The organism is Streptomyces sp. NPDC037401 (genome assembly GCF_055602345.1).
Map to the genome: position 1 here is coordinate 108,913 of NZ_JBVJWO010000010.1, position 26,940 is coordinate 135,852.

Here is a 26,940-nt window from a genome sequence, read left to right on the forward strand (position 1 = left end):
CCGCCCCCCCCCCCCCCCCCCCCCCCCCCCCCCCCCCCCCCCCCCCCCCCCCCCCCCCCCCCCCCCCCCCCCCCCCCCCCCCCCCCCCCCCCCACCGGCACATCCGCTTGAGTTCTCCCGCGGCGGGTCGCCGGACCGAAGGCGGCCGCCCCAAACGGGAGATCGGGGGTGCACTCGTGCGGATCGGACTGCTGACGGAAGGCGGTTTTCCGTATGCGACGGGTGAGGCCGGACTCTGGTGCGACCGGCTCGTCCGCGGTCTCGCGGAGCACGAGTTCGAGCTGTACGCGCTGAGCCGCAGCGCCGGGCAGGAAGAGCGCGGGCAGGTCCCGCTGCCGCCCCACGTGACCCGGGTGCGGACCGCCCCGCTGTGGGCCCCGGCGGACGACGGGCGCACCCACCGGCGCCGGGAGCGGCGCCGGTTCGCCGCCGTGTTCAAGGACCTGGTGACCGGCGTGTGCACCGGCGCGCCGGAGCCCTTCGCCGAGGGCCTGTACGGCCTCGCCGAACTGGCCCGCGAGGGGGGCGGCCTGTACGCCGCCCTGCGCTCCGAGACCGCCGTGCGCACCCTGGAGTCCGCCTGCCGGGCGCCGGGCGCGAGCCGGACCGTGCACCCCGCGCAGGTCCCCGACCTGCTCGCCTTCGTCGACGAACTGGAGCGCGCACTGCGGCCGTTGTCCCTCGACTGGTACGAGGACCTCGGCGCGGTGGACCTGTGCCACGCCGCGGCCGGCGGGGTCGCCGCCCTGCCCGGACTGCTGGCCAAACGCTTCTTCGGGGTGCCGCTGCTGGTCACCGAGTACGGCGTCCGGCTGCGCTCGCACTACCTGCAGGGAGCCGCGCGGGCCGGCGACCCTCCGTCGGCGCCGGTACGGGCGCTGCTCGCCGCCTTCCACGGCCGGCTCGCCGCCGAGATCTACCGCCGGGCCGACCTGATCACCCCGGGCAATACGCATGCGCGGCGCTGGCAGGAGCGGTGCGGGGCCGACCGGGCCCGGTTGCGGACGGTGTACCCCGGCATGGAGGCGGACCGATTCGCCACCGTGGGCGAGGACCCGCACGCGGGCGACCCGCTGACGCTGGTGTGGGTCGGCCGGATAGAGCCCGCCAAGGACCTGATCGGCCTGCTGCACGCCTTCGCGGACGTCCGGAAGGAGGAGCCGGAGGCGCGGCTGCGGATCTTCGGTGCGCCGGCCCGGACGGCGGAGTCCGCGGAGTACCTCGCGCACTGCCGGGCGCTGGCCGCCCAGCTGTTCCCCGACGAGGCGGTCGATGCCGTCTCGGCCGGGGACAACCCGGTCTCCTTCGAGGAGATCGGAGGCCCCGAGGTGCCCACGCCGGCGGACGCGTACGCCTCGGGGCGGGTGGTGGTCCTCTCGTCGGTCGTGGAGGGCTTCCCGATCAGCCTGGTCGAGGCGATGTTCTGCGGGCGGGCCACGGTGTCCACGGACGTGGGCGCGGTGTGCGAGGTCATCGGCGGTACGGGGCTGGTGGTCCCGCCGCGCAACCCCCGGGCGCTCGCGGACGCGTGCGTGGCGCTGCTGCGCGACGCGGAGCGGGCGCAGCGGCTGGGCGCGGCGGGGCGGGCGCGGGCGCTGGAGCTCTTCACGGTGGAGCAGAACGTCGCGGCGTTCCGGGGGCTGTACCTGGAGCTGATCGCCCGGAGTCCGGGCCAGCCCGCGGCGGTTCCCTTCGGAGTACCGCCGGAGGCACGCGTCCCGGGCGCCTGGCCGCCCCCGGCGCCGGGCCCCGCCCCGGCCTCCGTGCCGGAGGCCGCGCTGTGACCCGGCCCGTTGACCCCCCGCTCGAGTGGCCCGTCCCGGGCGCCCCCGCGGTCGCGGCTGCCGCCGAGCACGACGCCGTCCGCCCGCCGGCGGCCTTCGAGTCCGCGGTCCAGGCCCCGGCAGCGGGCGACGGGCCGCGGTGGTCGGAGCAGGAGCCGGTGATCTTCGAGGTGTCGCCCGAGGCCCGAGTGCAGGCCGTGGCACCGGCCGCGCCCGTGGTCGAACAAGCCGCGACGGCCCCGGCATTCGGCGCTGCGCACGCGCAGTCACCGCTCCCGGCAGCCTTCGAGTCCGCGGTCGAGGCGCCCGGCCAGGCGCCGGCACCGGTCGCGGGCGGGCTGTACCGGGCGGAGGCGGACCAAGCGGGCTCCGGGGCCGCCCAGCCGCGCGCGGACGGGCCGCGGAGGGGTGAAGACGCGGGTGGGGCCGTTGACAGCGGCGTCAACCGGCCGGTCAACACCGCGGCGCGGCGGCGGGCCGCCACGGTCGATCCCGTCAAGGTCCTGCTGCACCGCCACCGGGCCCTGTGCGAGCAGGCCGTCGACTCCCTCGAGATCGCCGCCGGCCTCGAAGCCCACGGCGTCACCGACCGCACCGCCGCCCGCTTCCGGCACCGCGACGTCTTCTCCCTCGCCGAGGAGCTCTACGCCCGCGTACCCCACACCGAGCAGCCGCGGCAGCAGCCCGGCTTATCGCACCCGCCCGCCGCTGCCCCGTACGCCCGCGCCCACGTGTACGCGCTGCTGCCCGGCGCCCTGGCCGTGGCCGCCGTACAGCTCTCCGGCCGCGGCCACCTCGTGACCGCCGGCCTCGCCGCAGCCGGCCTCGCCGCCCTCTGGTTCTGCCTGCGCCGCGGCCCGCTCCGCGCCCCCTTCGCCCCGGCCTCCGCGCTCGCATCCGCCCTGCTGCTCGGCTACGCCTGGTACGCCTCTCCCGCGACCGGCACCGCCGTCGCCCTGGCCGTCGCCCCCGCGACCTGGTGCGCCGCCCTCCTCGCCGCCGGCGCCCGCAGGCGGCTCGCCGCCAGCCGGGCCCTGGACGACTTCGCCGCCGGTACCCGGCCCCTCTTCCTCGGCGTGTACGCCCTCTTCGCCGCCGCCCTCACCGGGCTGGTCCTGCTCGTCGGCGGCGACCCGCTCACCGGCATCGGCCTCGGCAGCCTGCTGTTCCTGGCCCGGCTGCTCGCCGTCCACGGCCTCCCGGCCGCCGCCGCCCTCGGCGCCGCCTGCGCCGCCGAAGCCGTGGCCCGGGCGGCCGGACTCGGCGGTGCGGGTCTCGCCGCCGTCGCCCTCGCCCTGCTCGTCCGCGCCTGCGTCGTCCTGTCCCACGCCTCCGCCCACTCCCGGACCTGACCCCCACCAGGGCCCGTGGAGCCGACGCCACGGACCCACCCCACCCGAATAAGGAGAAACGAGAAATGACCGCCCAACCGACCGCCACGCCCCGTCGGCACGAAGGAGGCCCCCGATGAGGGTGCTGCTGATCGGAGCCAACGGATACCTCGGCCGCTACGTCGCCGACCGGCTCCTCGCCGACCCCGCCGTCCAGCTCACCGCACTCGGCCGCGGGGACGACGCCGACGTCCGCTTCGACCTGGCCACCGGGAGCCCCGGCGCCCTCACCCGGTTCCTGGACGCCGTGCACCCCGGCGTGATCATCAACTGCGCAGGCACCACTCGCGGCGGCGCCCGGGAGCTGACCCGCCACAACACCGTCGCGGTCGCCACCATCTGCGAGTCCCTGCGGCGCAGCGGCTGCGGTGCCCGGCTCGTCCAGCTCGGCTGCGCCGCCGAGTACGGGCCCAGCCAGCCCGGGTCGTCCACCGCCGAGGACGCCGTCCCGAGACCGGGCGGGCCGTACGGCGTCAGCAAGCTCGCAGCCACCGAGCTGGTGCTCGGTTCGGGCCTCGACGCCGTCGTGCTCCGGGTCTTCTCGCCCGTCGGCCCCGGCACGCCCGCCGGGTCCCCGCTCGGCCGGCTCGCCGAGGCCATGCGCCGGGCCATGCAGTCGGGGGACGGCGAGCTCAAGCTCGGCGGCCTCGGCATCCAGCGGGACTTCGTCGACGTCCGCGACGTGGCCCGGGCGGTGCACGCGGCCTCGCTGTCCGCCGCGCAGGGCGTGGTCAACATCGGCACCGGCCGGGCCGTCCGGCTGCGCGACGCCGCCGCCGTGCTGGCCAGGGTCGCGGGATACGGCGGCTCGCTGCACGAGATCGACGGCCCCCCGCAGCACCCCGGCTACGGACCCCGCGCCACCGGCCTCGCCGCCATCGGCGCCCAGCGCACCGAGTCCGGCTCCGACCAGCTGGCCGCCGCGCAGCCGCAGTTCCCGTACCCGGACGGCTGCGGGGCCTGGCAGCAGGCCGACGTGCGGACCGCCCGCGACCGGCTCGGCTGGCGGCCGCGGATCAACCTGGAAGAGTCCCTGGCGGACATCTGGATGGAGGCCGCGTGTCGCATCTGACCACGCAGGGCTCCCGGCTCGCCGCCACCGAGGCGGGCCGACTGGGCTTCGGCGTCCCCGGGTACGCCCACCCGCTCGTCGCCCCCGTCGAGTGGGCCGAGCTCGGCCGCCCCGGGACCCCGCTCCACTGGGCGGTGCTCAACGTCGCGGACGGTCCGGGACAGCGGCCCGACCCGCACTGCACCGAGGCCGTGGCCCGGCTCCGCGACGCCGGCGGCGCCGTGATCGGCCATCTCGCCATGCGAGACGGCAAGCGGTCCTTCGGCGAGTTGATCTCCGATGCGCACCGGTTCCGCGACTGGTACCGCGTCGACGGGTTCTACCTGGCCGGGGCCCCGGCGGGCCGTGACGGGCTGCCCGCCGTCCGCCGGGCCGTCGAGACCCTGCGCACGCTGGGCGAGCCGGAGGGCGGGGTCCGCCTCGTCCTGGGGCACGGCACCCACCCGTACCCGGGCTACGCCGAACTGGCCGACCAGCTGGTCACGTTCGCCGGGTCCTGGGCCGACTACCGCTGGTCCCAGGTGGCCGAGTGGACGGCCGAGCACCCGCCGGAGAAGTTCTGCCACTTCGTGCACGGCGTGCCGCGCACCCACCTCGAGGAGGCCGTACGGATCGCACGCTGGCAGGGAGCCGGGACCATCTGGTTCACCGACCGCTCGGACCGGCACGGCAGCGTGGACCCGTGGGCCGCCATGCCCGGGTACTGGGACGAAATCGTCTCGCGGATCGGACCGGGTGTCTCGGAATGAAGAGGGGCGTGGCAGTGTTACGGGGAGAACCACCCGTTCAGACTCATCCGATCTACGGAGTCCCCCGTGTCGCTGCCACCCCTGGTCGAGCCGGCTGCCGAGCTCACCGTTGACGAGGTCCGTCGGTACTCCCGTCACCTGATCATCCCGGATGTCGGGATGGACGGCCAGAAGCGCCTGAAGAACGCCAAGGTGCTGGCCGTGGGCGCCGGGGGCCTCGGCTCTCCCGCCCTCATGTACCTGGCCGCCGCCGGTGTGGGCACGCTGGGCATCGTCGAGTTCGACGAGGTCGACGAGTCGAACCTGCAGCGCCAGATCATCCACAGCCAGGCGGACATCGGCCGTTCCAAGGCCGAGTCGGCGCGCGACAGCGTGCTGGGCATCAACCCGTACGTCAACGTGGTCCTTCACGAAGAGCGGCTCGAAGCCGAGAACGTGATGGAGATCTTCAGCCAGTACGACCTGATCGTCGACGGCACGGACAACTTCGCCACGCGCTACCTCGTCAACGACGCCTGCGTGCTGCTGAACAAGCCGTACGTGTGGGGCTCGATCTACCGCTTCGACGGCCAGGCCTCGGTCTTCTGGTCCGAGCACGGCCCCTGCTACCGCTGCCTCTACCCCGAGCCCCCGCCGCCGGGCATGGTCCCCTCCTGCGCCGAGGGCGGCGTGCTGGGCGTGCTCTGCGCGTCGATCGGCTCCATCCAGGTCAACGAGGCCATCAAGCTCCTCGTGGGCATCGGCGAGCCGCTCGTCGGCCGCCTGATGATCTACGACGCCCTGGAGATGCAGTACCGGCAGGTCAAGGTCCGCAAGGACCCCGACTGCGCGGTCTGCGGCGAGAACCCGACCGTCACCGAGCTCATCGACTACGAGGCCTTCTGCGGCGTCGTGTCGGAGGAGGCCCAGGAGGCGGCCCTCGGCGCGACGATCACTCCCAAGCAGCTCAAGGAGTGGATCGACGCGGACGAGAACATCGAGATCATCGACGTCCGCGAGAAGAACGAGTACGAGATCGTCTCGATCCCCGGCGCGAAGCTGATCCCCAAGGGCGAGTTCCTCATGGGCACCGCCCTCCAGGACCTGCCGCAGGACAAGCGCATCGTCCTGCACTGCAAGACGGGTGTCCGCAGCGCGGAGGTCCTCGCGGTGCTGAAGTCCGCGGGCTTCGCGGACGCGGTGCACGTCGGCGGCGGCGTGATCGGCTGGGTCCACCAGATCGAGCCCGAGAAGCCGGTCTACTAGTCACTCCCCGAAGGGCCCGTGCCGGTGCGTCCGGTACGGGCCCTTCGGCGTGCGCGCCCCCTGGCGGGTCACGCGCTGCAGACGGTCCGCGCGGGCGGTGACTTCCCGTCGAGCAGGTAGCCGTCGACGGCCTGCTGCACACAGCGGTCGCCGCTGTTGTAGGCGCCGTGCCCCTCGCCGTCGTAGGTGAGCTCCACGCCGACCCCGGGCCCCAGCTCCTGCACCATCTTCCGGGCGCCCTCGTACGGCGTGGCCGGGTCGCCGGTGTTGCCGATCACGAGGATCGGGGCGGATCCCGGGGCGCTCACGTCGGGGGTGTCCCAGGCGCCGGGCACCGGCCAGGCGGTGCAGCTCATCAGTCCCCAGGCGAGGAACTCGCCGAAGACGGGCGAGGCCGCGCGGAACTGGGGGAGCCTGGCCTTGGTCTGCGCGAGCGTGTACCGCTCCTTCGAATCGGCGCAGTTGATGGCGGTGTTGGCGGCGCCCAGGTTGCTGTACGTGCCGTCCTGGTTGCGGCCGTTCATGGCGTCGGAGAGGGCCAGGAGGAGCTGTCCCTGCCCGCCGTCGGCCTCGTCGATGCCCTGCTCCAGCAGCGGCCAGAACTCCTTCGAGTACAGGGCCTGGGCGATGCCGCTGGTCGCGGCGGTCTCGGTGAGCTTGCGCACCCCGTCGCCGGGGATCGGCTTGGCGCGCAGCCGCCGCTGGAGCTCCACGATGCCCTGCTCGACCTCCCCGGCGGTGCTGCCGGGCAGCTTGCAGGCGTCGCCGCGGTCGACGCAGTCCTGGGCGAAGTTGCCCAGCGCCAGCTGGAAGCCCTTGGCCTGGCCGAGGGAGCTCTCCTCGGAGGTCTTGGCCGGGTCCACGACGGCGTCGAAGACGGCCCGTCCCACCTTGTCCGGGAAGAGGTGGGCGTAGACCCCGCCGAGCTCGGTGCCGTAGGAGATGCCGAAGTAGTACAGCTTCTCGTCGCCGAGGGCGGCGCGGATGCGGTCCAGGTCGCGGGCGGCGTCGAGGGTGCCGACGTGCGGCAGGACCGTGCCGGAGTTCTTCTCGCAGGCGTCGGCGTACTTCCGCAGGCCGTCGATGTACGTCTTCTCCTCCGCGGCCCCCTCGGGGGAGCCGTCGCCCTGGTAGTACGCGTCCAGCTCCCGGTCGCCCTCACAGCGGACGGTGGCGCTGCGGCCGACGCCGCGCGGGTCGAAGCTGACGAGGTCGTAGCGCTGCCGCAGCCCCTGGTAGTCCTTGGCCGCGCCGGGCAAGGCGGAGACGCCCGATCCGCCGGGGCCGCCGAAGTTGAAGATCAGGGACCCGATGCGCTCGTCCTTGTCGAGGGCCTTCGCGCGGATGAGGGCCAGCTCGATGGTGTCCCCGTCGGGCTTGTCGTAGTCGAGGGGCACGTCGAGTCCGGCGCACTCCCACTCCGGTCCGGGGGGCGGGCCGGAGCCCTCCGCTGCGGACGGCGCGGGACAGGAGGTCCACTCCGGCTTCGGCGCTCCGGTCGTCTGTCCGTCGCCGTCCGAGCATCCGGCCAGGCCGAGCAGGACCGCGGACGCGGCGGTGACGGCGGCGGTGCGCAGCCCGGCGGAGGTCGTCATGTACTCCATCCTGGGGCGGCGCGCCGTGGCCCGCCTGCCCGGTGCCCCATGCGGGTGGTCCGACCGGGTGCCGCCCGGTCGGCCGCCGCCCGACCGGATGGCGGCCGGGCGCAGGTCAGGCGGTGTCCGCCAGCAGGCGGGTGGCGGCGGCGCGGCCGGTGGCGACGCAGGCGGCCACGCCCACCCCCTGGTACGCCGCCCCGCAGACGGCCAGTCCCGGCAGCTTCGCGACGGCCTCGCCGATCCGGGCGACGCGCTCCCGGTGGCCCACGCCGTACTGCGGCAGGCCGCGGTCCCAGCGGGTGACGCGGGCCGCGACCGGCTCGCCGAGCGGTCCCACCGCGTGGTGCAGCTCGGTGACGGCCGTGCGGATCAGCTGCCGGTCCGGCCGGGCGTGCAGGCCGTTCTCGCCGATGCGCCCGAGCGAGGCCCGCAGGACGAACAGCTCCGGCGCCGCGTCGGCCGGCCAGCGCCACTTGTTGGACAGGAACGACGCCGCCTTGAGGGTGTGCCCGTCGACCGGCGGGACCAGGAAGCCGTTGCCCGTGGGCAGGACGCGGGCCCGCTCCCGGGAGAAGGCCATGGTGATCACGGCGGTGGAGGCGTGCGGGATCGCGGACAGCTCCTCCTCGGCCAGGGGGGAGTGGGGCCGCAGCAGTTCGGCGGCGGCGAAGGCGGGCAGGGCCAGGACGACCGCGTCCGCCTCCATGGTCAGCGGGCCGTCGCCGGTCATGGCGCCGACGCGCCACCGCCCGCCGGGCGTGCGCTGGAGGGAGCGGGCCGCCGTGCCGGTGAGGATGCGTGCGCCGCAGCTCGCTGCGACGGCCTGCGGGAGGCGGCCGGTACCGCCGTTGACGCCCCGGACGGCGGCCGGCGCCGGGCGCGGGGGGCCCGGCGGCCGCATCCGGCGCAGGGCCGGCAGCAGCGGTCCGCCCTCTTCGGCCAGGGCCGCGATGTGCGGCATCGCCGCCCGCAGGGAGAGCCGGTCGGCCCGTCCGGCGTAGATGCCGCCCAGCAGCGGTTCGATCAGCCGGTCCACGGCCTCGCGGCCGAAGCGTTCGGAGAGGTACTGCCCGACCGAGCGGTCCCCCGCGAGCGGCGGCGCCGGTACGGACTCCTCGGCGGCCACCCGCGCCACGCCCTCGGGGGACAGCAGTCCGCTCGCGGCCAGCGCCGCGGGGTCGGTGGGCACGCCCATGACGTGCCCGGCCGGCAGCTCCCGCACGGCGCCGCGGGTCCAGATGGCGGTGGGGGACGCCGCCGGGTCGCAGAGGGCGTTGCCCAGGCCCACGGCGGCGGCGAGGTCCACGGCCTCGGGGCGCAGGGCCATCAGGGACTCCGCGCCCTCGTCGACGGCGATGCCCGCGATCGTGCCGGTGCGCAGCTTCCCGCCGACCCGCGCCTCGCTCTCGAGGAGGGTGACGTCCGCCTTGCCCCGCAGCTGCCAGGCCGCGGCGAGTCCGCTGATGCCACCGCCGACGACGATCACTGAACGCATGTGTCTGCTCTCCCGGAGAGATAAGTTCCCTCAATGAACATATGGGGGGTTCTCCCCTTATGTCTTCGTCCTTTCGGCCCCTACCGGCCGCCCGGCCCCTACGGTCAGCGCCCGCACCTCGGCCTGGTACGGGAAGCTGCCCGGCCGGTACGCGCAGTACGGATCCGCCTCCAGCACGTCCCCGGTGGCCCCGTACGCGCGGGACCGCGAGCCCCCGCACACCGCCTTGAACTCGCACGCCCCGCAGCAGCGAGGGGTCCCGCAGCTGCGTGAACAGTGCCGAGCCCCGGTAGACCGAGGTCAGCGGGTGGTTCTTCACGTTGCCCGCCGACACCGGCAGGAACCCGCTCGGGTGGACCTCGCCCGTGTGGGAGACGAAGGCGAACCCGCGGCCCGAGGATGTGCCTGGTTCTCCTGCAACGCATCCTGCAGAAAAGAAGCCCTCATCGACCGTACGCCGCCGGAATTCGCCGATCCGATGACAAAGGTCCCGTCGTGGGGTGACCATCTGCCGGACTTTCACGGGCCCGGTGGATGGCAATCTGGAAGAGGCCGACTCGCGGCCGGGGAATTGAAATACCGTGCCGGAATTCCGATTTGGGAAAGGGCTCCCGCACATGGGCAGGAAGAGCACCTGGCTGCCGGACCGGCACGGCGCGTGGGCGATGCTCGCCGTGCCCTTCCTCGCCGGCACCCCGCGCTGGGCCTGCCGCTGTCCGGTGGCTGGCTCGCGGGCTACACATCCGTCCACCACGGCCAGCAGTGGCTGCGGCTGCGCCGGATCTCCCGCAATCCGCGGACAGCCGGCCGCCACGTCCGCCCGGGGCTGGCCTTCGGCGCGGTCTTCGCGGCCCTCGGCCTGCTGTTGGCCGTCGCGTATCCGTGGCTGCTGCTCGCGGCGCTCGCCGCCGCGCCGTTCGTCGCCGTGAACACGTACCACGCCCGCCGCAATACCGAACGGACCCTGCTCAACGGACTCGCGGCGGTGGTCCCCGCCTGCGGGATGCTGCTGGTGACCTGGCAGCTGGGCGGCGGGACCCCGGCCGGGGCCTGGTGCCCGGCACTGGCCTGCCTGCTGTACTTCGCCGGCACGGTGCCGTACGTGAAGACGATGATCCGGGAGCGCAACTCCCGCACCTACCGGCGGGCCTCCGTCGGCTACCACGCGGCGGCCCTGGCGGGAGCGGCCTGCCTCAGCCCCTGGCTGGCCGTCCCCTTCGCCCTCTACCTGGCACGGGCCGCCCTGCTGCCGGGGCGCGGCCTGAAGATCGCGGTGGTCGGCGCGGTCGAGGTGGCGGCCTCGGCCGCGCTGCTCCTCACCCTCCTGCTCGTGTTCTAGCTCCGGCTGCCCGCGGCGTTCCCGGAGCGTTCCCGGCGGGTGGACTCAGCGCGACGGAGCGCGGACCCGGCGCGGACTCAGAGCAGCCTCAGAGCGCGCCCTTGCGGGTGAGGTGGTTGAAGGACAGCCAGCCGGGCAGCACCGGCAGCCAGAAGGTCATCAGGCGGAACAGCAGAACGGCCGACAGCGCGATCTCCTTGTCCAGGCCGACCAGCACCAGGCCCGCCGTCAGCGTCGTCTCGACCGCCCCCACACCGCCGGGCGTCGGAGCCGCCGAGCCGAGCGCGTTGCCGGCGAGGAAGACCACCGCGATGCTCGCGTAGCTGATGTCGTTCCCGCCGCCGAAGGCCCGGATCGACGCGTCCAGGCACATCACGAAGCAGGCCGTCAGCAGCAGCATGCCGCCGATGCCGGCGAGCAGCTTCCGCGGCCGCTGGAGCACGTCCAGCATGCGCGGGACCACCCCGGCGAACAGCGCCCGTACCCGCGAGGAGACGAACTTCCGCAGGAACGGCACCGCCGTGACCACCAGCACCAGCACCGCGACCGTCAGCAGACCGGCGATCACCGTGCGGGACGGGGTCATCTCCGTCGTCTTCTCCGTCCCGGTCAGGTAGCCGAAGGCCAGCAGCAGCAGCACGTGGCTGCCCAGGCCGAACAGCTGCGAGGCGCCCACACTGGCCACTGCCAGCCCCGGCCGGACCCCCTGCCGCTGCAGGAAGCGGGTGTTCAGGGCCACGCCGCCGACCGCCGCCGGGGCCACCAGCTTCACGAACGACCCGGCGACCTGCGCCACGACCGTGCGCAGGAAGGGGACGCGTTCCGGCACGAAGCCGAGCAGGCTCATCGCCGCCGCGAAGTAGCTCAGCGCCGAGAACGCGACCGCCGCCGCCACCCAGCCCCACTGCGCCTCGCCGATCACCTTCGCGAAGTCGATGTGGGTGAGCTGGGAGAGCAGGAAGTACGCGGCGAACGCACCGGCGATGAAACTGACGAGCGTGCGCGGCCGGATCCGCTCCAGGCGGGCCGGCTCCACCGGCGCCTGGGGCCTGATCAGCAGGACCTGGCGGCGGATCTGGCTGAGCAGGTCCTCCTCGCGGGCCTCGTCCAGCGCCACGTCGAGGGCGCGCTTCTCCGCCTTCTTCTCGGCCTTCTCCGTCTTGCCCGCGGTCTTCGCGGACGCCTTCGCCGGGCTGCCGCCGGCGGCGGACTCGGCCTCCCGGGCCTCCTTGGCCGCGTGAGAGGCCGCCAGGACCGCTTCGCGCTCCCGCTGCGAACGCTCCCGGGCCAGCCTGCGCAGCGTGGCCCGGGTGGACCGGCTCAGCGCGATGGGCTGGAGCAGCGGCAGGCAGTCGGCGATCGCATCGCCGCCCAGGACCTCCACCGCCGCGGCCACCGAGCGCTCCGCTCCCACCCGCAGCCCGAGCGTGGTCAGCAGCTGCGCGATGTCCATCCGCAGCACCAGGTCGCCGGCCGCGATCTCGCCGCCGCGCAGGTCGGTGAGGACGACATTGCCGGAACGATCCACCACCAGGGCGTCCCCGGCCAGCCGCCGGTGCGCGATGCGCCGCGACTGCAGGGCCTTGACCTGGTGCCACGCGCCGCGGACCAGCTCGTCGGTGATCTCCTCGTCCGGCAGCGCGTCGAGGGTGCGCCCGCCCAGGTGCTCGTACACGAGCATCACGGCGTCCGGGCCGAGCTCGGACGTGGCGATCAGCTTGGGGGCGTTGGCCCCGGCGGCGATGGCCGCGTACGCGAGGAGCGCCTCCTGCTCCAGCGCCTGGCGCAGCGACTGGAGGCTGCGGCGGGTGGTGATGCCGCGCAGGGTCAGCCGGCGCCAGACCCGGTAGAAGAAGCCGTGGGCCTGCTGTTCGCGGTCCACGACGGTGACGTCGAGCGGCGGCCCGTCCTCCAGGGTGACGAGGTACCGGCGGCCGCGGTCGTTGTGCTCGGGGGTCTCCGGGTCGTCCTCGGCGCGCATCGCGGAGACCGGCTGGAAGCCGACGCGGCGCAGGCCGGCGAGGAGGTTCTGCCCGGTGGGGCGGACGTTGGGGGAGCCGACGGCGTACAGGGTCGCGTACGCGACGGTCCAGCCGATCAGCACGGTCAGGATGATCGAGAAGGGGGTCGTGTAGCCGCCCACGAGCATCGCGAGCGCATCGAGCAGCAGCACCACCCACAGGGCCACACGCCAGCGCGGCCGCCGGGTCATCCCGACGGCCGTCATGTACGCGATGACCGGCGCGAGGTAGCCGTGCACGGGGTCGGTGAGCGCCTCCCCGAGGCCCTGCGGGCGGGTCAGCGCGTCCTGGATGGTGTCGGGCGCGCCGCGCGCGACCCACAGGTCGGTCGCGAGGGTCACGCCGTGGGCGAGCACCGCGGCGAGCACGCCGTCCGCGATGCGCAGCCCGTCGCGCTTGATCAGCCGCTCGATGGCGAAGGCGACCGGGACCAGCAGCACGGCGATGCTGGACACCAGGCCGGCGAGCCTGACCAGCAGGTCGGGCGCCTGGCCGGTGCCCTCGGAGATGTCCTGCTCCAGGCCCGCGGTGGTCTGGTGGGCGAAGGCGGCGATGGCGAGGAGCAGGGCGATCCCGAGCAGGCCGACGAGGACGCGTACCAGGTCGGAGGGGCGGTGCACGCGCGCGGCGAGGAGCGGTTCGTCGACCTCGACGGCCGCGGAGCCGTCCGTGGCGCCGCCGGGGGCGTCCACGCCGTGCGTGCCGTGCGTGCCGTCCGTGCCGTGCTCCGGGTCCGGGCCGACTGCTCCGCCCGGCTTCGTCCCGCCGTTACCCGGCACGTCAGGAGGGCTCACACCCAGCTCCTTCTCCGTAGCCGTCGCCGTCGCATCTTGATCTCGTATCACCAGTCACCGCCCGGAAGATGGTGGCACGGACGGGCGGCACGGGCCGCCAGCAGGGTGCGGTGTCGGTGGGGTAGGGCAGCATGGGCCGGATGAGTGAGGTGGCGCTGCCCGGGCTCCCCGCCTACGCGGAGCGGGTGCTGGAGGTGGCCGAGCGGATTCCGCCCGGCCGGGTGATGACGTACGGCGACGTCGCCGAATGGCTCGGCGAGGGCGGTCCCCGCCAGGTCGGCCGGGTCATGGCGCTGTACGGAGGCGCGGTGCCGTGGTGGCGCGTCGTGCGGTCCGACGGCGTGCTGCTGCCGGGGAGCGAGCTGCGGGCGCTCGCTCACTACCGCGACGAGGGCACCCCGCTGCGCCAGGCCGGCCCGTCGGCCGCGGCCGACGGGCACCTGCCGCGGCTGGACATGAAGCGGGCGCGCTGGGACGGGACCGGTGCGGGAGAGACGCACGCGCCCCCTGCGGTGGATGAGGAACCTCACATCTGACAGCTTCGGCCATGTGGGGGCCGTACGGGGGCTCGTACACCCGTACGGGGGACGTGAGGGGCGTGAGGGGAACGCTGCGCGGGGCCGCCGTTGTGGCGTAGCGTCTTTTCCCCGCGCGCTGTCCCCGAGCGGGCCGCGCGCCCGCAGCAGCACGATCAGCACACCCACCACCAGGACCGGCGACCCACGTGAGCTCCTCCCCTTCCAGCCGTCGTACGCGGACCCGTGACGCGTACCGACTGGTGCGTACCGGGCCGGAGCAGGTGGATCCCCCTGTACTGGACGCGGCGCAGCGGGCGGTGGTTGAGCACACGGGTGGACCACTGCTGGTACTGGCGGGACCGGGCACCGGCAAGACGACCACGCTGGTCGAGGCGGTCGCGGCCCGCGTCGAGGCGGGCATGGACCCCGAGCGGATCCTCGTCCTCACCTTCAGCCGCAAGGCCGCCGTGGAACTGCGCGACCGGACGGCGCTGCGGCTGGGCGGGGCGCGCGCTCCGCAGGCCACGACCTTCCACTCCTTCTGCTACGCCCTGGTCCGCGCGCACCAGGACGCCGACCTCTTCGTCGAACCGCTGCGGCTGCTGTCCGGCCCGGAGCAGGACGTGATGGTCCGCGAGCTCCTCGACGGCCAGCGCGACCTGGGCGGCATCCGCTGGCCCGACGACCTGCGGGCGTGCCTGACCACGCGCGGGTTCGCGGACGAGGTGCGCGCGGTGCTCGCCCGCAGCCGCGAGCTGGGCCTGTCGCCGCAGGCGCTCGGTGCGTTCGCCCGGCGGACCGGCCGCCCCGACTGGGGGGCGGCGGCGGACTTCCTGGCCGAGTACCTCGACGTGCTGGACATGGCGGGGGTGCTGGACTACGCGGAGCTGGTGCACCGGGCCGTGCTGCTGGCCGAGCGCCCGTCGTCGGCGCTGTGGTCGCGCTACGACGCGGTGTTCGTGGACGAGTACCAGGACACGGACGCCGCACAGGTGCGGCTGCTGAAGGCGCTGGGCTGCCGGGACACGGTGGCCTTCGGCGACCCCGACCAGTCGATCTACGCCTTCCGCGGCGCCGACGTCAACGGCATCCTCGACTTCCCGGCGGCGTTCCCGGGCGCGCAGGTGCGCGTCCTGAACGTCTCGCGCCGCTCGGGCGCCGCCGTCCTCGCCGCGACCCGGCTCCTGACGACCCGCATGCCGGTCCCGCGCCTGCCGGCCGCGGCGATCCGGGCGCACCGGGACCTGGCCCCGACCCGCGACGGCGGCCGGGTCGAGGCGTACACGTACCCGACGGCCGGCGCCGAACTGGACAACATCGCGGACCTGCTGCGCCGGGCGCACCTGGAGGAGGGCGTCCCGTGGCAGGACATGGCCGTCCTGGTCCGCGCGGGCGGGCGCACGCTCCCCGCGGTCCGCCGCGCCCTGATCTCCGCGGGGGTCCCGGTCACCACGGACGGCGCGGACGTCCCCCTGCGCCACGAACCGGCCGTCTCCCCCCTCCTCACCGCCCTGCGCGCCACCGCCACGGCCGCCGCCGGCCTCCCCCCGACCCCGTCGACCGGCTCCCAACCCGCCACCGGGTCCACCCCCGCCGAGCCCGAGGCCGCCGTTCCGCCTTCCGCCGTCCCGGCCGCGGCAGCGACCCCGGCCGGCGATCCGGCGCATGCCCCTGCGGAGCGGCGCCCGGGTCACGGCGCCCCCGCGGCCGACCTGCCTTCCTCCGCCCCCGCCGAGGCCGTCCCCGACGCCGCGGCCGCGGCGTCGGCCGATAAGGCGTCGCAGGCCCCCGCCGAGGCCGGTCCCGCGGTGCCGGGCTCCGATGCGTCCACGCCCGCTGCCGCTGACACGTGGGCGCCGGGCGGTGACGTGGAGGGGGCTCCCGCCACGGGCCGACCCGCCGAGCCGGGCCCGGCTGCGCCGGACGCCGTCTCGCCCGCGGCCGTGTCGCACGCTCCCGCCGAGGCCGGTCCCGTGGGACCGGGCTCCGACGCGCCCACGCCCGCCGGCTCCCCGGCCGTCGCCGACACGGCAGCGGCGGGCTCTGACCCGGAGCAGGTCCCGGCCGGGCCGGGGCAGGCGTCCGGCGGCGCGGCGGTCGCTGATCCCGCCGCCCCCGCAGGGGTTGGCTCCGGGGCGGTCGTCGCCGCCGCCCACGAGGGCGGCGCGGGCGTCACCGCAGTGGCGGACCCGGGGTCCGCGCACGAGCCCGGCACGGACGCAGCCACGGCCGGGGGCATCGGCACGGACGCAGCCACGGCCGGGGGCACCGGCACGGACGGGACGGACGCCGCGGCCGGGGGCACCGGCACGGACGGGACGGACGCCGCAGCCGGGGGCACCGGCACGGACGGGACGGACGCCGCAGACGGGGTCACCGCCGGAGGCACCTGGCTGGGGACCGAGACCGCCATCGCCCTGCTCACCTCCCCGCTCGGCGGGATGGACGCCGCCGACCTGCGCCGGCTCGGCCGCGCCCTGCGGGACGAGGAGCGCGCCGCAGGCAACCGCGTGCCGCCGCCGTCCGACGCCCTGCTCGCACGCGCCCTCGCCGAGCCCGAGCGGCTCGTCGCCCACGACCCCGCCTACGCCCGCGGCGCCCAGACCCTCGGCGCCCTGCTCCGCAAGACCCGCGAGCTCCTCGAAGGCGGCGGCACCGCCGAAGAGGCCCTGTGGGCCCTCTGGGACGGCACCGGCTGGCCCGCCCGCCTCGAACGCTCCGCCCGCCGCGGCGGCCCCGCCGGCCGCAACGCCGACCGCGACCTCGACGCCGTCTGCGCGCTCTTCGAGACCGCCGCCCGCGCCGAAGAGCGCACCGGCGGCCGCGGAGCCCTCAACTTCCTCGAACAGCTCGACGCCGAGGACATCGCCGCCGACACCCTCGGCAAGCGCGCCACGGCGCCCGAGGCCGTCCGCCTGATGACCGCGCACCGCTGCAAAGGCCTCGAATGGAGCCTCGTCGTCGTCGCCGGCGTCCAGGAAGGACTCTGGCCGGACCTGCGCCGCCGCGGCTCCCTCCTCGAAGCCGACCGCATCGGGCCCGACGGGCTCGCCGAGCCCCTCACCCCCGGCGCCCTCCTCGCCGAGGAGCGCCGGCTCTTCTACGTCGCCGCCACCCGCGCCCGCGACCGGCTGATCGTCACCGCCGTCAAGGCACCCGCCGACGACGGCGACCAGCCCTCCCGCTTCCTCACCGAACTCGGCGTGCAGCCCAAGGACGTCACCGGCCGCCCCCGCCGCCCCCTCGCCGTCGCCGCGCTCGTCGCGGAACTGCGCGCCACCACCGTCGACCCCGACGCCTCACCCGCCCTGCGCGAGGCCGCCGCCCGCCGCCTGGCCCGGCTCGCCGCGCTCACCGACGAGGACGGCCAGCCCCTCGTGCCCGCCGCCCACCCGCAGCGCTGGTGGGGCCTGTACGAGCCCACCCGCAGCAGCGTCCCGCTGCGCGACCGCGACCGCCCCGTCGCCCTGTCCGGCTCCGCCCTCGACCAGCTCGCGAACACCTGCTCGCTCCAGTGGTTCCTGGGCCGCGAGGTCAAGGCCGACGCCCCCGCGACCGCGGCCCAGGGCTTCGGCAACGTCGTCCACGTCCTCGCCGACGAGGTGGCGTCCGGCCGTACCCCCGCCGACCTCGCCGTGCTCATGGAGCGCCTCGACTCGGTCTGGGACGCGCTCGCCTTCGACGCGCCCTGGAAATCCCGCCAGGAGAAGGAGAACGCCCGCGCCGCCCTCGAGCGCTTCCTGCGCTGGCACGTCTCCGACCGGGCCGGCCGCACCACCGTGGCCACGGAGCACGAGTTCGACGTCACCCTCGAAGCCGGTACGGACGACAGCGCGTACGAGGTCCGCATCCGCGGGTCCATGGACCGCGTCGAGACCGACCCGCAGGGCCGCGCGTACGTCGTCGACTTCAAGACCGGCAAGGCCGCGCCGACCCGCGACGAGGTTGCCCGCCACCCGCAACTCGCCGTCTACCAGCTCGCCGTCCGCGAAGGCGCCGTCGACGAGGCGTTCGCCGGCGTCCGCCCGCCCTCCGGCGGCGCCGAACTGGTCCAGCTCCGGCAGGGCGCGGCGAAGAAGGACGGCGGCGAGAGCGTGCCGAAGGTGCAGGCCCAGGAGCCGCTGGCCGGCGAGTGGGTCGGCGACCTGCTCGCGACCGCCGCCGGCCGGGTCCTCGACGAGCGCTTCGCCCCGGCGACCGGCCGACACTGCACCCACTGCTCCTTCCGCAACTCCTGCAGCGCCCTCCCCGAGGGCCGCCAGATCGTCGAGTGACGCGATCGGCGAGGCCGGGACTGTCGGCGGGGGCGGCTAGCCTCTTTCCTGTGTCCGCGCGCATCACCGACCCCGAGCAGCTCAAGGAGCTCCTCGGCATCCCGTTCACCCCGGAGCAGACGGCCTGCATCACCGCACCGCCCGCCCCGCAGGTCATCGTGGCCGGAGCCGGCTCCGGGAAGACCACGGTGATGGCCGCGCGCGTGGTCTGGCTGGTCGGCACCGGACAGGTCGCCCCCGAGCAGGTCCTCGGCCTCACGTTCACCAACAAGGCCGCCGGCGAGCTCGCCGAGCGCGTACGCACCGCGCTGATCCGCGCCGGCGTCACCGACCCCGACCCGGCGCCCTCCGAGGAGCCCGTCGGCGAGCCCCGCATCTCCACGTACCACGCCTTCGCCGGGCAGCTCCTCACCGACCACGGCCTGCGCATCGGCCTGGAGCCCAGCTCCCGGCTCCTCGCGGACGCCACCCGCTTCCAGCTCGCCGCCCGCGTGCTGCGCGAGGCCCCCGGACCGTACCCGGCCCTCACCCGCTCCCTGCCCGACCTGGTCGGCGACCTGCTCGCCCTCGACGCGGAGCTGTCCGAGCACCTCGTCGACCCGGCCGCCCTGCGCGCCCACGACACCGCGCTCCTCGACACCCTCGCGCAGACCCGGCTCACCAACGACGACCTGCGCAAGATCCCCGAGGCCGCCCGCGCCCGCCTCGAACTCCTCGAACTGACCACCCGCTACCGCGCCGCCAAGCGCTCCCGGGACCTCCTCGACTTCAGCGACCAGATAGCCCTCTCCGCCCAGCTGGCCACCACCCGGCCCGAAGTCGGAGCCCTGCTGCGCGACGAGTTCCGGATCGTCCTCCTCGACGAGTACCAGGACACCTCCGTGGCCCAGCGGCTGCTGCTGTCCGGGCTCTTCGGCGGCGGCACCGGGCACGCCGTGACCGCGGTCGGCGACCCCTGCCAGGCCATCTACGGCTGGCGCGGCGCGTCCGTCGCCAACCTGGACGACTTCCCCCGCCACTTCCCCCACGCCGACGGCACCCCCGCCACCCGCCACTCCCTCAGCGAGAACCGCCGCAGCGGCGGCCGCCTGCTCGACCTCGCCAACGGCCTCGCCGGGCCGCTGCGCGCGATGCACGAGGGAGTGGAAGCCCTGCGCCCCGCCCCCGGCGCCGAGCGCGACGGCTCCGTCCGCTGCGCCCTGCTGCCCACCCACGCCGACGAGCTGGACTGGCTCGCGGACTCGCTGGCGCACCTGGTCCGCACCGGCAGGGCCCCCGGCGAGATCGCGGTGCTGTGCCGCTCCGCCGTGGACTTCGCCGCGATCCAGGGCGCACTGGTCGCCCGCGACGTGCCCGTGGAGGTCGTCGGCCTCTCCGGGCTGCTGCACCTGCCCGAGGTCGCCGACCTCGTCGCCGTGTGCGAGGTCCTCCAGGACCCGGGGGCGAACGCCTCCCTGGTCCGCCTCCTCATCGGCCCGCGCTGGCGGATCGGCGCCCGCGACCTCGCCCTGCTGGGCCGCCGCGCCCGGCTGCTGGTCGCCCGCGACCGCGGCGGGGACGACGACCCGCAGGCACGTCTCGCGGCGGCCGTCGAAGGCGTCGACCCGGCCGAGGTCGTCTCCCTCGCGGACGCCCTGGACACCTTCCTCGACGAGGGCTCCGCCGACGACGGGCTGCCGTTCTCCGCCGACGCCAGGGTCCGCTTCGCGCGGATGGCCGCCGAGCTGCGCGACCTGCGGCGCTCGCTCGCCGACCCGCTGATGGACGTACTCCACCGCATCCTCGCCACCACCGGCCTGGACGTGGAGCTGTCCGCGTCGCCGCACGCCCTGGCCGCCCGCCGCCGCGAGACCCTGTCGAACTTCCTCGACGTCGCCGCCGGGTTCGCCGCCCTCGACGGCGAGGCCTCGCTGCTCGCGTTCCTCTCCTTCCTGCGGACCGCCGCCCAGTACGAGAAGGGCCTCGACAACTCCCTCCCCGGCGGGGAGAACACCGTCAAGGTCCTCACCGCCCACAAGTCCAAGGGCCTGGAGTGGGACGTGGTCGCCGTGCCCGGCCTCGTCACCGGCTCCTTCCCCAGCACCCAGCCGCGCGAGTCCTGGACCGCGCAGCCGCAGGTCCTGCCGCACGCCCTGCGCGGCGACGCCGCCACCCTCCCCGAGGTCACCGCCTGGAGCGCGGCCGCCCTCAAGAACTTCAAGACCGGGCTGAAGGACCACCAGGCCACCGAGGAGCTCCGCCTCGGCTACGTGACCTTCACCCGGCCCCGAACCCTGCTGCTGGCCTCGGGCCACTGGTGGGGGCCCACCCAGAAGAAGCCGCGCGGCCCCTCCTCCTTCCTGCACGCGCTGTACGAGCACTGCGCGGCCGGGTACGGCGAGATCGAGGCCTGGGCGGACGAGCCGGAGCCGGACGCGCAGAACCCGTCCCTCGCCTCCGAAGCCACCCCGGACCGGTCCTGGCCGCTGCCCCTGGACCCGGCGTCGTTCGCCCGCCGCCGGCAGGCCGCCGACCGCGTCCTCGCACACCTCGACGGCGCCGGCACCGGGCCCGCCCCCGGCGCCGCTCCTCCCGGCGCCGCTCCCCCCGTACCCGCTCCGGCCGCCGACGAGGCGTACCTCTGGCCGCCCGACTGCGAGGAGCCGTACGACACCGACCCGTACGGCACCGACCCGTACGGCCCCCCGGAGCCGGACCCGTGGGACGACGCCGATCCCTGGGACGCACCCCCGCCGGCAGACACCGGGCACGGACCCGACCCCGGACCCGCCTCGGTGACACCCGCGGCCGCCGCGCACGGGGACGGCTTGCTCACCCCCGAGGAGGAGCGGCTCGCCGAGTCCTGGGACCGCGACCTCGACGCCCTCGCGGGCGAGCTGCGCCGCGCCCGGACCGCCGTGCGCGACGTTCCCCTGCCCGCCTCCCTCTCCGCGAGCGCGCTGCTGCGCCTCGCCGCCGACGAGCAGGCCTTCGTACGCGAACTGGCCCGCCCCATGCCCAAGCCACCGCAGCCCGCGGCGCGCCGCGGCACCCGCTTCCACGCCTGGGTGGAGTCGCGGTTCGACGAGCTCGAACTGCCCTTCACCGACCCCGACGACCTGCCCGGCGCCGGCGAGGCCGAGATCGCCGACGAGCGCGACCTCGCGCGCCTCAAGGCCGCCTTCGAGCGCAGCCCGTACGCCGACCGCACGCCGTACCGGATGGAGGTCCCGGTCCAGCTCACCCTCGCGGGGCGGGTGATCCGCGGCCGGATCGACGCGGTGTACCGCGAGCGCACCGGCGATCCCGCCGACCCCGCCGGGCAGGCCTACACGTACGAGATCGTCGACTGGAAGACCGGGCACGGCACCGACGCCGACCCGCTGCAGCTCGCCGTCTACCGCCTGGCCTGGGCCGAAGCGCAGGGCATCGACCCCGAGCGGGTCCATGCGGCGTTCCTCCACGTCCGCAGCGGGCGCGTGGTCCGGCCCCGCCGCCTCCCCGGCCGGGCGGCCCTTGAGCGGATCCTCCAAGGCAAATCGGGCACGGAAAAGCGCCCGCGCGACGCGAGCTAGGCTCACAGGCATGAGCGACACCCCGGACAGCGCCGTCCGCACGTACATCGACACGCACCGCGCGGCCTTCCTCGGCGACCTCGCCGAGTGGCTCCGCATCCCGTCCGTCTCCGCGCAGCCCGCGCACGCCCCCGACGTGCGCCGCAGCGCCGAGTGGCTGGCGGCGAAGCTCACCGGCACCGGGTTCCCGGTCGCGGAGGTCTGGGAGACCCCCGGCGCCCCGGCGGTCTACGCCGAATGGCCCAGCGGCGACCCGGCCGCCCCCACCGTCCTCGTCTACGGACACCACGACGTGCAGCCGGCCGCCCGCGAGGACGGCTGGGACACCGACCCGTTCGAACCGGTGGTCACCGACGACGGCCGCCGGATGTACGCGCGCGGCGCCGCCGACGACAAGGGCCAGGTCTTCTTCCACACGCTCGGCGTCCGCGCCCACCTCGCGGCGACCGGCCGTACCGCCCCCGCCGTCAACCTGAAACTCCTCGTCGAGGGCGAGGAGGAGTCCGGCTCCCCGCACTTCCGGGAGCTCGTCGAGGCACACGCCGGCCGCCTCGCCGCGGACGTCGTGATCGTCTCCGACACCGGCATGTGGTCCGAGACCACGCCCACCGTCTGCACGGGCATGCGCGGCGTGGCCGACTGCGAGATCGAGCTGTACGGCCCGGACCAGGACATCCACTCCGGCTCCTTCGGCGGCGCCGTGCCCAATCCGGCCACCGTCGCCGCCCGCCTGGTCGCGGCCCTCCACGACGAGAACGAACGCGTCACGATCCCCGGCTTCTACGACGGCATCGCCGAGCTCACCGACGCCGAGCGCGAGCTGATCGCCGAGCTGCCGTTCGACGAGAGCGAGTGGCTGCGCACCGCCAAGTCGTACGGGACGCTCGGCGAGGCCGGCTACTCCACCCTCGAGCGCGTCTGGGCCCGCCCGACGGCCGAGCTCAACGGCATCGGCGGCGGCTACCAGGGCCCCGGCGGCAAGACGATCATCCCCAAGGGCGCCCAGCTGAAGATCTCGTTCCGCCTGGTCTCCGGCCAGGACCCGTACGTCATCGAGGCCGCCGTCAAGGACTGGGTGGCAGCGCAGATCCCGGCCGGCATCCGCCACGACATCACCTTCGGCGCCCCGACCCGGCCCTGCCTGACCCCGCTGGAGCACCCCGCGCTCCAGTCGGTCGTCCGGTCCATGGGCCGCGCGTTCGGACAGAAGGTCCGCTATACCCGCGAGGGCGGCTCCGGACCGGCCGCGGACCTGCAGGACGTGCTCGGCGCGCCCGTGCTCTTCCTCGGCATCTCCGTACCGTCCGACGGCTGGCACGCCCCCAATGAGAAGGTCGAGATCGACCTGCTCCTCAAGGGCGTCGAGGCGACCGCGTACCTGTGGGGCGACCTGTCCGCCCACTGGACGCCCTGACGCCGCAGCCCGCAGCCGGGTACCAAGGAAAGCGCACCCATTCACCACCACCGGGGGAGTTGGAAGCACCTGTGAGCACCTCGACCGAGCAGATCGGCCGTACCGGGGACCGCGGAGGTTCCGCGGACCGTCCCGTGTCGCTCACCGCTCCGAGCGGCATCGACCGCGCCGCCCACCACCGCCTCGACGAGGCCTGGCTGGCGGCGGCCTGGAGCCACCCGACGACGCGCGTGTTCGTCGTCTCCGGCGGCCAGGTCCTGATCGACGACACGCCCGACGGCGGCACCGGGCTCGTGATGACGCCGGCCTTCGAGGCCCCGGTCACGGAGACGCACCGCTACTTCCTCGGCACCGACGAGGAGGGAGTGCGCTACTTCGCCCTCCAGAAGGACTCGCTGCCCGGGCGGCTGGACCAGTCGGCGCGCGCGGCCGGCCTGCGCGAGGCCGGGCTGCTGCTGTCCCCGCGGGACGCGGGACTGATGGTGCACGCCGTGGCACTGGAGAACTGGCAGCGCCTGCACCGCTTCTGCTCGCGCTGCGGCGAGCGCACGGTCGTGGCCGCGGCCGGGCACGTACGCCGCTGCCCGGCCTGCGGGGCCGAGCACTACCCGCGCACCGACCCGGCCGTGATCATGCTCGTCACCGACGAGCAGGACCGCGCGCTGCTGGGCCGCCAGGTGCACTGGCCGGAGGGCCGCTTCTCGACGCTGGCGGGCTTCGTGGAGCCGGGCGAGTCGATCGAGCAGTCGGTGATCCGCGAGGTGTGGGAGGAGGCGGGCGTCACGGTCGGCGAGGTCGAGTACATCGCCAGCCAGCCCTGGCCCTTCCCGTCCAGCCTGATGCTGGGCTTCATGGCCCGTGCCACCTCATCGGTGATCAACGTGGACGGCGAGGAGATCCAGGAGGCCCGCTGGTTCTCCCGCGAGGACCTGCGCGCGGCGATCGAGAGCGGCGAGGTGCTGCCGCCCTCGGGCATCTCCATCGCGGCCCGGCTCGTCGAGCTCTGGTACGGCAAGCCCCTCCCGAAGCCGCAGCCGCGCTGAGGGCGCGTCCGGCCCTGCCGCTCCGGGCAGGGCCGGTGCGGCTCAGACCGCGAGGGCCTGCTTGACCTGCGCCAGGCTCGGGTTCGTCATGACGGACTCGCTGCCGGCAGAGGAGACGATGCGCACCGTGGGGACGGTCTGGTTGCCGCCGTTGGCCTTCTCGACGAAGGCGGCCGAGTCGGCGTCCAGCTCGATGTTGATCTCGGTGTAGGCGATGCCTTCGCGGTCCATCTGGGACTTCAGACGGCGGCAGTAGCCGCACCACGTCGTGCTGTACATCGTCACGGAACCCTGCATGGTGGGTGCGCTCCTCTGGGGACTGGTTCGGGGTCGTTCCAGGGACTCGAACGTACGACGGCCTTCGGCCATTCCCCAGGGCCCGCCGCAAGTGATTCGTATGACGATCGGGCCCGCCTGTGGACAACTTTCCCGTCCGGCTCTCCGAACCTGGCAGCATGGCAGGGTGACAGCAGCAACGCACTCCCCTTCCTTCCCGCCCGTCGCGGAGTCCGCCGACGCGGTGCTCCTGGGCCTGGACCCGGAGCAGCGCGAGGTCGCCACGACGTTGCGCGGTCCGGTGTGCGTGCTCGCAGGCGCAGGCACGGGCAAGACCCGCGCCATCACCCACCGGATCGCGTACGGCGTCCGCGCGGGCATCCTCCAGCCCGCGAGCGTGCTGGCCGTCACGTTCACCAACCGCGCCGCCGGGGAGATGCGCGGGCGGCTGCGCACGCTCGGCGCGGGCGGGGTGCAGGCCCGCACCTTCCACTCCGCCGCCCTGCGGCAGCTCCAGTACTTCTGGCCCCGGGCGGTCGGCGGCGACATGCCCCGGCTCCTCGAGCGCAAGATCCAGCTGGTGGCCGAGTCCGCGGCCCGCTGCCGGATCCGCCTGGACCGCAACGAGCTCCGGGACGTCACCGGCGAGATCGAGTGGGCCAAGGTCACCCAGACCGTCCCCGCCGACTACGCCGCCGCCGCGGCCAAGTCGAACCGCGAGATCCCCCGCGACGCCGCGGAGATCGCCCAGATCTACGGGCTGTACGAACAGCTCAAGCGCGACCGCATGGTGATCGACTTCGAGGACGTGCTGCTCCTCACCGTCGGTGTGCTGCACGACCGCCACGACATCGCCGAGCAGATCCGCGCCCAGTACCAGCACTTCGTCGTCGACGAGTACCAGGACGTCAGCCCGCTCCAGCAGCGCCTGCTGGAGCTGTGGCTCGGCGACCGCGACAGCCTCTGCGTCGTCGGCGACGCCAGCCAGACGATCTACTCCTTCACCGGCGCCACCCCCGACCACCTGCTGAACTTCCGCAACCGCTTCCCGCAGGCCAAGGTCGTCAAGCTCGTCCGCGACTACCGCTCCACCCCCCAGGTGGTGCACCTGGCCAACGGCCTGCTCGCCCAGGCCCGCGGCAAGGCCGCCGACCACCGCCTGGAGCTCGTCTCCCAGCGCGAGCAGGGCCCCGAGCCGGTCTACGCCGAATACCCCGACGAGCCCGCCGAGGCCGAGGGCGTGGCCCGCCGGATCCGCGACCTGATCGCAGCCGGCGTACCGGCCGGCGAGATCGCCGTGCTCTACCGGATCAACGCCCAGTCCGAGGTCTACGAACAAGCCCTCGCCGACGTCGGCGTGCCCTACCAGCTCCGCGGCGCCGAGCGCTTCTTCGAGCGGACCGAGGTCCGCCAGGCGATCGCGAACCTGCGCAGCGCGGCCCGCTTCGGGGCGAACGACCCCCTCCTCGACGACGTCGTGGAGCTCGCCTCCCAGGTCCGCGCCGTGCTCAGCTCCAACGGCTGGACCAGCGAGCCGCCCGCCGGCTCCGGCGCGGTCCGGGACCAGTGGGAATCGCTGGCCGCCCTCGTCCGCCTCGCCGAGGACTTCGCCCGCAGCCGCCCGGGAGCCACGCTCGCGGACCTCACGGTCGAGCTCGACGAGCGGGCCGCGGCCCAGCACGCCCCGACCGTCCAGGGCGTCACCCTCGCCTCGCTGCACGCCGCGAAGGGCCTGGAGTGGGACGCCGTGTTCCTCGTGGGCCTCACCGACGGCATGATGCCGATCACCTACGCCAAGACCGACGACCAGGTCGAGGAGGAGCGCCGGCTGCTGTACGTCGGCGTGACCCGGGCCCGGCTGCACCTCACCCTGTCCTGGGCGCTCTCCCGCGCCCCGGGCGGCCGCGCCTCGCGCCGCCCCAGCCGCTTCCTGAACGGCCTGCGGCCCGGCTCGGCGGCCGGAGGCCCCCGGGCGGCCGCCGGGGCCGCAGGCGGCGCGCCGGGCACCCGCAAGCGGGGCCGCCGCGGACCCGTCCAGTGCCGGGTCTGCGGCAAGACGCTCACCGACGCCGGCGAGATGAAGCTGATGCGCTGCGAGGACTGCCCGTCGGACATGGACGAGGGCCTCTACGAGCGCCTGCGGGACTGGCGCGGGGAGCAGGCGAAGGAGCTGGGGCAGCCCGCCTACTGCGTCTTCACGGACAAGACCCTCATGGCGATCGCCGAAGCCGCGCCCGCCCAGGAGGGCGAGCTCGCGATGATCTCGGGCGTAGGCGGACGGAAGCTCGAGCGCTTCGGCGCCGACGTCCTCGCCATCTGCGCAGGTCAGGAGCCCGGCAGGGGCGAAGATGACGACGCGTAGAAACTCGTCGG

16 protein-coding genes are annotated in these 26,940 nt (G+C 74.9%); 12 read left to right on the top strand and 4 right to left on the bottom strand.

Annotated elements, in window-relative coordinates; translation table 11 throughout:
- The first annotated feature begins 176 nt into the window (after window positions 1-176).
- From pelF to moeZ, 5 genes are all read left to right on the top strand, one after another.
- Complete coding sequence (gene pelF / locus ACZ7H1_RS12850) at window positions 177-1,784, top strand: GT4 family glycosyltransferase PelF (RefSeq protein ID WP_470786135.1); 1,608 nt, start codon at window positions 177-179, stop codon at window positions 1,782-1,784.
- Window positions 1,781-3,136 (top strand): hypothetical protein, encoded by a 1,356-nt coding sequence (locus ACZ7H1_RS12855; RefSeq protein WP_470786137.1) that lies wholly within the window; start codon window positions 1,781-1,783, stop codon window positions 3,134-3,136. The genes pelF and ACZ7H1_RS12855 overlap by 4 nt, the downstream gene beginning before the upstream one ends.
- Window positions 3,137-3,251: 115 nt before the next feature.
- A complete protein-coding gene (locus tag ACZ7H1_RS12860; RefSeq protein ID WP_470786139.1) occupies window positions 3,252-4,247 on the top strand; it encodes an NAD-dependent epimerase/dehydratase in 996 nt (331 codons plus the stop codon).
- On the top strand, window positions 4,235-4,996 hold the full coding sequence (locus ACZ7H1_RS12865) for a spherulation-specific family 4 protein (RefSeq protein WP_470786140.1): 762 nt from the start codon (window positions 4,235-4,237) through the stop codon (window positions 4,994-4,996). Before ACZ7H1_RS12860 ends, ACZ7H1_RS12865 begins: the two co-directional genes overlap by 13 nt.
- A 66-nt stretch (window positions 4,997-5,062) precedes the next feature.
- Entirely contained in the window at window positions 5,063-6,241 is a 1,179-nt protein-coding gene (gene moeZ / locus ACZ7H1_RS12870; protein ID WP_470786142.1) for an adenylyltransferase/sulfurtransferase MoeZ, read from the top strand.
- Window positions 6,242-6,309: 68 nt separating this feature from the next.
- Here moeZ and ACZ7H1_RS12875 read toward each other — a convergent pair whose 3' ends face one another.
- Window positions 6,310-7,836 (bottom strand): alpha/beta hydrolase, encoded by a 1,527-nt coding sequence (locus ACZ7H1_RS12875; RefSeq protein ID WP_470786143.1) that lies wholly within the window; start codon window positions 7,834-7,836, stop codon window positions 6,310-6,312.
- A gap of 115 nt (window positions 7,837-7,951) precedes the next feature.
- Window positions 7,952-9,334, bottom strand: coding sequence for a protoporphyrinogen oxidase (gene hemG, locus ACZ7H1_RS12880; RefSeq protein ID WP_470786144.1), 1,383 nt, complete (start codon window positions 9,332-9,334; stop codon window positions 7,952-7,954).
- Between the two features lie 658 nt (window positions 9,335-9,992).
- On the opposite strand from hemG, the gene ACZ7H1_RS12885 reads away from it, so the two are divergent.
- Window positions 9,993-10,673 carry a YwiC-like family protein gene (locus ACZ7H1_RS12885; RefSeq protein WP_470786146.1) on the top strand — a complete coding sequence of 227 codons (681 nt, stop codon included), beginning with the start codon at window positions 9,993-9,995 and terminating at the stop codon, window positions 10,671-10,673.
- Window positions 10,674-10,761: 88 nt separating this feature from the next.
- Here the strand turns inward: ACZ7H1_RS12885 and ACZ7H1_RS12890 are convergent, their stop codons facing one another.
- The gene (locus ACZ7H1_RS12890) at window positions 10,762-13,488 is read right to left on the bottom strand and encodes a lysylphosphatidylglycerol synthase transmembrane domain-containing protein (RefSeq protein ID WP_470786147.1); all 2,727 of its coding nucleotides are present in this window, start codon (window positions 13,486-13,488) and stop codon (window positions 10,762-10,764) included.
- 140 nt (window positions 13,489-13,628) lie between these two features.
- Between ACZ7H1_RS12890 and ACZ7H1_RS12895 the strand changes: the two genes are divergently transcribed.
- From ACZ7H1_RS12895 to nudC, 5 genes are all read left to right on the top strand, one after another.
- Window positions 13,629-14,024 carry an MGMT family protein gene (locus ACZ7H1_RS12895; RefSeq protein ID WP_470786148.1) on the top strand — a complete coding sequence of 132 codons (396 nt, stop codon included), beginning with the start codon at window positions 13,629-13,631 and terminating at the stop codon, window positions 14,022-14,024.
- A gap of 188 nt (window positions 14,025-14,212) precedes the next feature.
- The gene (locus ACZ7H1_RS12900) at window positions 14,213-18,280 is read left to right on the top strand and encodes a UvrD-helicase domain-containing protein (protein WP_470786150.1); all 4,068 of its coding nucleotides are present in this window, start codon (window positions 14,213-14,215) and stop codon (window positions 18,278-18,280) included.
- A 50-nt stretch (window positions 18,281-18,330) separates the two neighbouring features.
- Window positions 18,331-21,834, top strand: a complete 3,504-nt coding sequence (locus ACZ7H1_RS12905) for a UvrD-helicase domain-containing protein (protein ID WP_470786152.1) — start codon at window positions 18,331-18,333, stop codon at window positions 21,832-21,834.
- Between the two features lie 10 nt (window positions 21,835-21,844).
- Window positions 21,845-23,248 carry a dipeptidase gene (locus tag ACZ7H1_RS12910; RefSeq protein WP_470786153.1) on the top strand — a complete coding sequence of 468 codons (1,404 nt, stop codon included), beginning with the start codon at window positions 21,845-21,847 and terminating at the stop codon, window positions 23,246-23,248.
- A gap of 59 nt (window positions 23,249-23,307) precedes the next feature.
- Window positions 23,308-24,291, top strand: coding sequence for an NAD(+) diphosphatase (nudC, locus tag ACZ7H1_RS12915; RefSeq protein ID WP_470786154.1), 984 nt, complete (start codon window positions 23,308-23,310; stop codon window positions 24,289-24,291).
- A 42-nt stretch (window positions 24,292-24,333) separates the two neighbouring features.
- Here nudC and ACZ7H1_RS12920 read toward each other — a convergent pair whose 3' ends face one another.
- Window positions 24,334-24,588 (bottom strand): mycoredoxin, encoded by a 255-nt coding sequence (locus tag ACZ7H1_RS12920; RefSeq protein ID WP_470786156.1) that lies wholly within the window; start codon window positions 24,586-24,588, stop codon window positions 24,334-24,336.
- A 100-nt stretch (window positions 24,589-24,688) separates the two neighbouring features.
- Between ACZ7H1_RS12920 and ACZ7H1_RS12925 the strand changes: the two genes are divergently transcribed.
- Entirely contained in the window at window positions 24,689-26,929 is a 2,241-nt protein-coding gene (locus ACZ7H1_RS12925; RefSeq protein WP_470786157.1) for an ATP-dependent DNA helicase UvrD2, read from the top strand.
- Window positions 26,930-26,940 lie beyond the last annotated feature (11 nt).